General features: G+C 69.0%; 9 protein-coding genes. 7 read left to right on the top strand and 2 right to left on the bottom strand.

All coding sequences use genetic code 11. The features are described from left to right. From VFA16_RS09705 to VFA16_RS09685, 5 genes are all read left to right on the top strand, one after another. A partial coding sequence (locus VFA16_RS09705) for a uroporphyrinogen-III synthase (RefSeq protein ID WP_324967604.1) occupies positions 1–1599 on the top strand: 1599 nt, incomplete at its 5' end. A 6-nt stretch (positions 1600–1605) separates the two neighbouring features. Next, positions 1606–2631, top strand: a complete 1026-nt coding sequence (hemB, locus tag VFA16_RS09700; protein ID WP_324967606.1) for a porphobilinogen synthase — start codon at positions 1606–1608, stop codon at positions 2629–2631. A gap of 257 nt (positions 2632–2888) precedes the next feature. Continuing rightward, positions 2889–3242 (top strand): hypothetical protein, encoded by a 354-nt coding sequence (locus tag VFA16_RS23785; RefSeq protein ID WP_414687680.1) that lies wholly within the window; start codon positions 2889–2891, stop codon positions 3240–3242. A gap of 78 nt (positions 3243–3320) precedes the next feature. Next, positions 3321–3881, top strand: a complete 561-nt coding sequence (locus VFA16_RS09690) for a DUF3093 domain-containing protein (RefSeq protein ID WP_324967602.1) — start codon at positions 3321–3323, stop codon at positions 3879–3881. Next, positions 3878–4129 (top strand): hypothetical protein, encoded by a 252-nt coding sequence (locus tag VFA16_RS09685; RefSeq protein WP_324967601.1) that lies wholly within the window; start codon positions 3878–3880, stop codon positions 4127–4129. Before VFA16_RS09690 ends, VFA16_RS09685 begins: the two co-directional genes overlap by 4 nt. Before the next feature lie 3 nt (positions 4130–4132). Here VFA16_RS09685 and VFA16_RS09680 read toward each other — a convergent pair whose 3' ends face one another. Further along, positions 4133–6277 carry an acyltransferase family protein gene (locus tag VFA16_RS09680; protein ID WP_324967605.1) on the bottom strand — a complete coding sequence of 715 codons (2145 nt, stop codon included), beginning with the start codon at positions 6275–6277 and terminating at the stop codon, positions 4133–4135. Positions 6278–6373: 96 nt separating this feature from the next. After that, entirely contained in the window at positions 6374–7219 is an 846-nt protein-coding gene (locus VFA16_RS09675) for an alpha/beta hydrolase (protein WP_414687679.1), read from the bottom strand. Between the two features lie 251 nt (positions 7220–7470). On the opposite strand from VFA16_RS09675, the gene VFA16_RS09670 reads away from it, so the two are divergent. Both VFA16_RS09670 and VFA16_RS09665 read left to right on the top strand, forming a co-directional pair. After that, the gene (locus VFA16_RS09670) at positions 7471–8340 is read left to right on the top strand and encodes an oxygenase MpaB family protein (RefSeq protein WP_324967599.1); all 870 of its coding nucleotides are present in this window, start codon (positions 7471–7473) and stop codon (positions 8338–8340) included. Further along, positions 8318–8833, top strand: a 516-nt coding sequence (locus VFA16_RS09665) for a helix-turn-helix domain-containing protein (RefSeq protein ID WP_324967598.1), incomplete at its 3' end; no start/stop codon positions are given. The genes VFA16_RS09670 and VFA16_RS09665, both read left to right, overlap by 23 nt.

Genomic DNA, 8833 nt, shown 5'->3' with positions numbered 1-8833 from the left:
TTTGTGGGCTCAGGCCCCGGGGATCCAGGCTTGTTGACGACGCGGGCTGCGAGCGTACTGGCCAACGCCGCCCTGGTGTTCACTGACGCCGATGTCCCCGAGGCGGTGCAGGCGCTGATCGGGACCGAGCTGCCGCCGGTGTCGGGGCCGGCGCAAGCCGACGCCGCAGAGGCCACCGATGCCGAGGCGCCGACGGCCGTGGTGTCGGTTGGGCCCGACATCCGGCCCGCGCTGGGTGAACCCGCTGAAGTAGCCAAGACGCTGATCGCCGAGGCTCGTTCCGGAGTCGACGTGGTACGCCTGGTCGCGGGTGATCCGCTGGAAGTGGATGCGGTGATCAGCGAGGTCAACGCCGTGGCGCGGGCGCATCTGCAATTCGAGATCGTGCCTGGGCTGGCCGCCAGCGCCGCGGTGCCGACATACGCGGGACTGCCGTTGGGCTCGTCGCACACTGTCGCCGATGTGCGCGGCGACGTCGACTGGGCGGCGCTTGCCGCCGCCCCGGGCCCGCTGATCCTGCAAGCGACCCCCTCGCACCTGACCGACGCGGCTCGCACCCTGATCGACTATGGGCTGGCCGAATCGACGCCGTGCGTCGTCACCGCGGCCGGCACTACCTGCACGCAGCGATCGGTGGAGACCACGCTGCACGCGCTGACTGACGGGGCGGTTCTAGGCGGCGCCGACCCGGCCGGGCCGCTGACCGGCCCGCTGGTGGCGACCATCGGCAAGACCGTCGCCAACCGGGCGAAGCTCAACTGGTGGGAAAGCCGGGCCCTGTACGGCTGGACGGTGCTGGTGCCGCGGACCAAGGACCAGGCCGGTGAGATGAGCGAGCGGCTGACGTCCTACGGCGCCCTGCCGATAGAGGTCCCGACCATCGCCGTTGAGCCGCCGCGCAGCCCCGCGCAGATGGAGCGTGCGGTCAAGGGCCTGGTAGACGGGCGCTTCCAGTGGGTGGTGTTCACCTCCACCAACGCGGTGCGCGCGGTGTGGGAGAAGTTCGGCGAATTCGGGCTCGACGCCCGCGCGTTCTCCGGGGTGAAGATCGCCTGCGTCGGCGAGGCCACCGCCGACCGGGTCCGCGCGTTCGGGGTCAGCCCGGAGCTGGTGCCCTCGGGGGAGCAGTCCTCGCTGGGCCTGCTCGACGAATTCCCGCCGTATGACAGCGTTTTCGACCCGGTGAACCGGGTATTGCTGCCGCGTGCCGACATCGCCACCGAGACGCTGGCCGAGGGATTGCGCGAACGCGGCTGGGAGATCGAGGACGTCACCGCGTATCGCACCGTGCGGGCTGCGCCGCCGCCGGCGGAAACCCGCGAAATGATCAAGACCGGTGGCTTCGACGCCGTGTGCTTCACCTCAAGCTCGACGGTGCGCAACCTGGTCGGGATCGCGGGCAAGCCGCACGCCCGGACCATCGTCGCCTGCATCGGACCCAAGACAGCGGAAACCGCTGCCGAGTTCGGCCTGCGAGTCGACGTGCAGCCGGAGATCGCCGCGGTGGGTCCCTTGGTCGATGCGCTGGCCGAGCATGCTGCTCGGCTGCGCGCCGAGGGCGCACTGCCACCGCCACGTAAGAAGAGCCGCAGGCGTTAGGTGGCGATCGCAAGCGCGGCGCAGCCGGGCGCAGCGGGTCGCCACGGAGGTGGTGCGTATCCCCGGCAACGCCCGCGTCGACTTCGCTCGACTGCCGCGATGCGCCGGCTGGTAGCGCAAACTTCGCTGGAGCCAAGGCATTTGGTGCTGCCGATGTTCGTCGCCGACGGGATCGACGAGCCGCGCCCGATCTCATCGATGCCGGGCGTCGTGCAGCACACCCGCGAGTCGCTGCGATCCGCCGCCGCCGACGCCGTCGCGGCCGGGGTAGGTGGGCTGATGCTGTTCGGTGTGCCCCGCGACGAAGACAAGGACGCGTCGGGCTCGGCCGGGACTGACCCCGATGGCATCCTCAATGTCGCGCTGCGCGACCTGGCCAAGGATCTCGGGGACGCCACCGTGCTGATGGCTGACACCTGTCTGGACGAGTTCACCGACCACGGGCACTGCGGCGTCTTGGACGCTTCAGGACGGGTCGACAATGACGCCACCTTGGCCAGGTATGTGGAATTGGCTGTGCGGCAAGCAGATTCGGGCGCGCATGTGGTTGGGCCGAGCGGGATGATGGACGGCCAGGTGGCCGCGATCCGCGATGGCCTGGACGCTGCCGGCCACGCCGACGTGGTGATCCTGGCCTACGCGGCGAAGTTCGCGTCGGCGTTTTACGGCCCGTTCCGCGAGGCGGTGAGCTCGAGCCTGTCCGGTGACCGCCGCACCTATCAGCAGGAGCCGGGCAACGCTCGCGAGGCGATGCGCGAGGTGCAACTGGACCTCGACGAGGGCGCCGACATCGTCATGGTCAAACCCGCGATGGGTTACCTCGACGTGGTGGCCGCCGCGGCCGCGATATCGCCGGTGCCGGTGGCCGCCTACCAGGTGTCGGGGGAGTACGCGATGATCTCGGCCGCGGCCGCCAACGGCTGGATCGATCGGAGCGCCGCCGTACTGGAGTCGCTGACCAGCATCCGGCGAGCCGGCGCCCAGATCGTGCTGACCTACTGGGCCGCTGAGGCGGCGGCCTGGCTGTCGTGATCGAGCCGCAGCGGTGGCCGGAGCCGCCAGCCCCGCATGAGCCGTCGACGCCACCAGAGCCGCATGAGCCGGAGCCCCCGGCCCCGCATGAGCCGTCGCTCCCGCCAGAACCGCATGGGCCGTGGACGCCGCCGGCCCCGCCAAGCTGGCCCGGTACGCCACCCGGACCCCCCGGCGGGCCCACCCCGCCGGGTGCGCCGACCCCGCCCGAGCGCCCTCCGCGTCCGGTCGACGTCGATACCGGCTTTTGGCTATGGCTGACCGCGTTGCCGCTACTGGTGATCGGCTATGTCGTGGACATGCTCAGCTCGCACGTCGGCCACGGGTCGCCGATTCTTTACGCCGCCTCCGGGCTGCTCACGGCCGTCGTGCTGGTGATCGTGGTGACCTTCCTGCTGCTGATGCGGGCCGGGTATCGGTGGGCCCGCACTTTGCTGACCGGCGGCGGCGTGGCCACCGTCGTCTACGTGGTCAGCCGGTTGTTCAGCGGGGACTGGCCACCGGTCGTGGCGGTGGTCTGCGCGGTCAGCGGCATCGTCGGCTCGGTGTTGATCGCCGGCGGCGTTGTGCTGCTGCACCGCCGAGACGCCCACGCCTACTTCACTAGGTGAATAAGACCCGAGCTTCATCGGGGTGCTTGGTGGCGCGGTGTGATGCTGCTCGCCGGCCAGCGTTACGCTGAGCCAACCATGAGCGCAGCCGAACAATCTGGCACCGATCGCGAACCCAAGCGGTTGTTCTACGAGCCCGGTGCGAGCTGGTACTGGGTGTTGCTCGGTCCGGTCATGGCGGTGGCGATGCTCTTCATCGAAAAATCCAGCGGATACGGCTGGCAGGTGGTGGTCCCGCTGGTCTTTTTGGTACTGGTGTCCGGCTTCCTCGCCATCCAGGTCAAGGCGGCGCGAATCCATACCTCGGTGGAGCTGACCGAACGGACCCTGCGTCAAGGCACGGAGACCGTCAACGTGGCGGAGATCGTCAAGGTCTATCCGGAAGCCGAGCATGCGCCGGACTCCGGGGAACCGCTGCAGCGCTGGCAGACAGCGCGCGCACTCGGTGAGCTGGTCGGGGTGCCACGCGGCCGGGTCGGCATCGGTCTCAAGCTCACGCACGGGCGCACTGCGCAGGCCTGGGCGCGACGGCACCGCCATCTGCGGGCGGCGCTCACGCCGTTGGTGGAGGAGCGCGTCGGCCCGGATGGGCTCGACGACCCGCAGGATCGCGGCAACGACGCCGGGTCGAAGTGGTGAGTGCCCGCAGTCGCGCGGTCACCGAACTCGCCATCGCCTGCGCCGCAGTGCTTGGGTGTGCGCTGAGCTGGTCGCAGGTCCGATCCACTGTGCAGGTCGCGCCCGTTGCCGATGGCCAGCCCGTCACCACGTCGGTGGTCTACGATCCTCCGCTGCTATTGCTGACGTTGCTGCTGGCAACCGTCGCTGGGGTACTTGCCGTGGTCGGCGCCGCCAGGCTGCGGCGGGCACGGAAAAGCGGCGAATAACGTTCAGCGGCCGGCCAACGCGCGGTCGGCCAACGCGCCGATCACCGGTGCCAGCGTCTGCGCGTACTCGATCGTCACGTGGTTGTCATCGCGGTACACCAGGTCGTTGCCGACGATGGCCGGGCAGCGCTCCCGGGTACAGAACAGCTCGGTCAGATCGGCGTAGCGGCCGCCACCGGCGGTGGTGGCCGCCTGTTCCGCGGCGATGCCGGCGTCGTTGACCGCCGTCGACCGCGGCGGCGAGCACGCGGTGGCGTCATCGAGATGAGCCGACAGGCACGTCGGCACGGTCGAATGCGGATCCGGAATCGGCCCTAACACAAGGACATTCGCGCCGGTGGCGCGCAGCTGCGCCACCGTGCGGGTCAGGCCGGCGAGCCAGGCCGGGTCGTAGGACGTAAAACCGAAGTCGGCGCCGTAGCGCCGCGACATGCTCAGCACGACCAGCCGGGGGTGTTCGCCCTGCAGCCGGGCCATGATGTCGGCGCGCCACTGCTCGCATTCGGTGTACTCGCGGCCCAGATAAGGGCTGGTGATCGGCAGCTCCATCAACGGGCAGGTCACTTTGCCCAGCGTCTCCAACCGCCAGTGCCGTTGCTCGGCTAGCTGCTGCAGTGCCGGATTCCACATCGCGGCATGCGAATCGCCGACCAGCGCCACAGTAGTCGGCGATACGAGATCGCCTGTGGCGCATTCACTTTGGCCGACTTCCCGCCACGAACGCACGCAGCCGTTGACGAACACTGCCGGCTTGTCGGCCGGCGCCTCGGCAAGCGGCGGTGTGAGATTCGACGGCACCGCCTTGAGGTCGGCAGAGGCCGCGACCGCGGCCTGCGCTTGCGCGAACCCCTGCTGCACGGCCGCGGCACGCGGGTCGAGCGGGCTCGCCGCCGGCGGCGGTGTCACGCTGATCTTCGGTGCCGCGGCCGCCACCCCGCGACCGACCGGAACCGGCACCAGGATCAGCAGGACCACGCCGGCGCAGACGGCGACCACGGTGGCGGCCGCGCCGAGCGCGAGGCTGCGGGCCGCCGATCGGCGCACTGGAGCGGAGAACCGACCGGGGTTCTCGACCAGGTGAAGCGTCAGCACCGCCAACCCGGCGGAGACCATGACCGCCGCCAGTCTGCCCGCCAAGCCTGCCGACTGGCCCAGCAGCGGCGGCATCAGCAGCAGCACCGGCCAGTGCCACAGATACCAGGAGTACGACATCCGCCCGATCGCGCGCATCCCCGGCAGCGACAGCAGCCGACCGGCGCCCAACCGGCTGTCGGCGCACCCGGCGCCGATCACCAATGCCGTGCCCAGCACCGGCAACAGGGCCGCCGTGCCCGGGTAGGGCGTGGCCGTGCCCAGCGTGTGGCAACTCAGCAGGATCAGCGCCAGCCCGCCCCATCCCGCGATCGCCGCGGACAGCGCCGGGAGTCGCCGCCACTGCCCGGCCGACAGCGCAACCAGACCACCCGCGGCCAGCTCCCAGGCCCGAGTCGGCAGCGAGAAAAACGCCCACGGCGGCGATGTGTGCGTCCAGGCCAGCGACAGCGCAAACGACACCGCCGCCACTACCGCCAGCACCACGAGATACGGGTTCAGCCTCGACGGCACCCGGAGGCCACCCCGCCGAACCAGCCACGCCGTCCCGATGATCAACGCCGGCCACAGCAGATAGAACTGCTCTTCGACGCCGAGCGACCAGTAGTGCTGAAACGGTGACGGCGGGGCATCGGCGGCCAAATAGTCGGTGCCGTGGATAGCGAAGCGGTAGTTGCCGACATACAGTGCGCTGGCGATGCCGTCCCCGATGACGCTTCGAGCTTGCAGCGGCGGCAGCAACACCGCCGAGCCGATCGCGGTGGCCACCCCGACCGTCGCTGCTGCCGGCAGCAGCCGCCGGGCCCGGGCCCCGTAGAAGCGGCTCAGCCGAACCGTCCCCGCCGCCGTCACCTCGCGCCACAGCAGGCCGGTGATCAAGAACCCGGAGATCACGAAGAAGACGTCCACGCCCACATACCCGCCGCCGACGCCGGGCACATCGGCATGAAACAGCACCACCGCGACCACCGCCACCGCGCGCAGACCCTCGATGTCGAGGCGGAATCCGGGCTTGGAGGTGCGCCGCGCCGGCTCGCGCGTCTCGCGCGCGCTGATTGTGTTGGTCTGCGGCAATGTCACCACCTTCGTAGCCGGTGCGGCGTGGGTGTCATTGTTCTCGAAGTGGCGGCGCCTAGGCGCCCTTCGCCGGGATTAAGAGGCCAGCCAGGTCAGCTCCCCCGGCAGTTGCTGGCGCCAAAACGATACGTCATGCCCGCCCGCAGAGAAGCTACCGGACGGGGGTGTCCGCAGCTGGGCGACGAACTGCCGCGTGGCCGGGCAGAACCGGTCGCTGGTGCCGCAGTCGACCCGGATCGGGATCGAGGCCAGCGCCGGCAGACCGAACACGTTGTTGCGCACCCAGTCGTCGTAGTTGTCGAAAGCCCCCGGGGTGCTGGCGGTGTACGACGTCCATAACGCCGGGCTGACGGCGCAGATCCCCGCGGTGCGTGCCGGGCCCAGCCGGGCACCCAACAGCAGCGCGCCGTAGCCGCCCATCGACCAGCCGAGGAACGCCACCCGCGAGGTGTCCAATCCTTTGCTTGCCAGCATCGGCAGCAGCTCGCCAAGAACCATCGCTCCCGAGTCGTGCCCGTCGGCGCGCCGATGCCAGTAGGTATTGCCCCCGTCGACACCGACCACGGCGAATCCGGGTCGGCCAGACTTGACCAGTTCGGCCAGCGCGTCTTCAACACCCAGGTCGATCACGGTGTTGGCGTTGCCGTCCTTGCCGTGCAACGCGATCACCGGCCGCAGCGGCCCAGTGTGGCCAGGCGGCAGCGCCATCACCCAGTTGGTCGTCATGCCCCCGCGCGCCGCCGAGACGAACGAGCCCGACAGCCGCGTCGGCGATGCGGTGCCCGCGACCGGCTCGAACGGCGAGGGAGAAGTCGCCGCTTCGCCCGGATCCAGCAACGCGCTCAACGCCCATGTGGCGGTAGCGCCTGCGACGGCGCCGATGCCCAGACGCAGCGCGGCGCGGCGGCTCAGCGGGGGCATGAGCAGGATCATGCCGGGGCGAATCGCGTTGCCCGCAATGGCACGCCGGATCAGTTATGACACCGTGACCGTTGTTCAGCAGCGCGGCAAGGCTCAACCGTTCGGCAAGCGTCAGCAGGGATGTCCGTTTGTGCCCGCCTACGCGCGATTTCAAATGAGATAGTCGCTCCCAGCCGGGCAAACCTGCTAAAGCCACAGCGCCAAGGCCCCGGGGGCTTGGTACAAAGTGCAGAATATGTAACACTGTCTCAGTGACTGAGCTTTCCGAGAGGGAGACCGAGGCCACCGGGCATGACTCCGATGCCCTGCCACTAGGGCCACAGTCGCTGGTGTGGCGCTACTTCGGTGACAACCGCATGTTCCTGATCGGGCCGCGGCCAGCGGTGCTGCAGAACATGCTGGCTGAACTCGGCCAAGGTGTGCTGGATCATTCGGTGTTCTTCTCCGACACCGCCGCGCGGGTCAAACGATCGCTGCCGCCGATCTTCATGACCGTCTACGGCTCCGACGACGACCACCCGGGCCGGCAGGTGCGGGATTTCCACCACGAGATCAAAGGCGAGATGCCAGAGGGCAAGCGCTACCACGCACTGGACCCGGAAACCTACTTCTGGGCGCACGCCACTTTCGTCGAGCAGGTCCTCTATTTCGCCGACACGTTCGTCAAGCGGCTATCCCGTGCCGAAAAGGAACAGATCTACCTCGAGTCCAAAACCTGGTATCGCCGCTACGGGGTAAGTGAGCGCCCGATGCCGGCCGACTACGCCGAGTTCGAACAGTATTGGAACCGCATGCTCGACCACGTCATCGTCGCGCACCCGACAGCCAAATACGGTGTCGGATATGTCACCAAGGGGTTCCCGTGCCCCAAGGCGGTGCCGACATGGCTGTGGGCGATGCTGGCAATCATGTTCAACCCGGTCGCGGCGTTCCTGACCACCGGCGGTCTGCCGCCCCGGGCCCGCGAGTTGCTGGGGCTGCCGTGGAGCGAGCGGCAGGAACGCCGCTACCAACGGTTCGCCGCGATGTGCCGGTCGCGGCCGGCCAACTGGCTGTGGGACCATCTGCCGATGAGACTGCGCTACAACAGGTTTGCCCGTGCCGGTTACACCCGCGGCTGATCCCGCCACCCAAGCGATCCTCGACGCGGCCGTCGTCGAGTTCGAGCGGCACGGGCTGCGGCGGGTCGCCCTCGACGATGTGGCACGCCGCGCCCGGGTGAGCCGGACCACCATCTACCGCCGATTCGCCAACCGTGACGAATTAGTCGCAGCCGTTATCGACCGGGAGAATGCAGCGCTGTTCGCAGGCATCGCCGAGGAACTGAAAATCCGCAGACCCCAATCGAATTACTATGTCGAGGCATTCACATTGTCGATTGTGCGGTTCCGCCAGCATCGGGTGCTGACTCGGATGCTCGCCGACGAACCTGGCCTGATGCTCGAGTTGGCCCGCCAGCACTACGGTGCGGCGGTGCAGCGGATGGCCACCGCGCTGCAGGTGATCTTCCCCGACGGCTTTGCCGAGCGGATCGGCGCACCGGCGGTCGACGAGCTGGCCGACACCATTCTGCGTTACGCGGCAATGGTGCTCCTGCTGCCGAGTCGACAACCC

This window comes from Mycobacterium sp. (genome assembly GCF_035653355.1).
Classification (GTDB): Bacteria; Actinomycetota; Actinomycetes; order Mycobacteriales; family Mycobacteriaceae; genus Mycobacterium.
This window is presented reverse-complemented; position numbering and strand designations above follow the sequence as displayed.

Bases quoted from the DNA above. Each gene is read 5' to 3' on its own strand.
- VFA16_RS09690 (WP_324967602.1), top strand. From the start codon at position 3,321: ATGAGCGCAGCCGAACAATCTGGCACCGATCGCGAACCCAAGCGGTTG.
- VFA16_RS09675 (WP_414687679.1), bottom strand. From the start codon at position 7,219: ATGCCCCCGCTGAGCCGCCGCGCCGCGCTGCGTCTGGGCATCGGCGCC.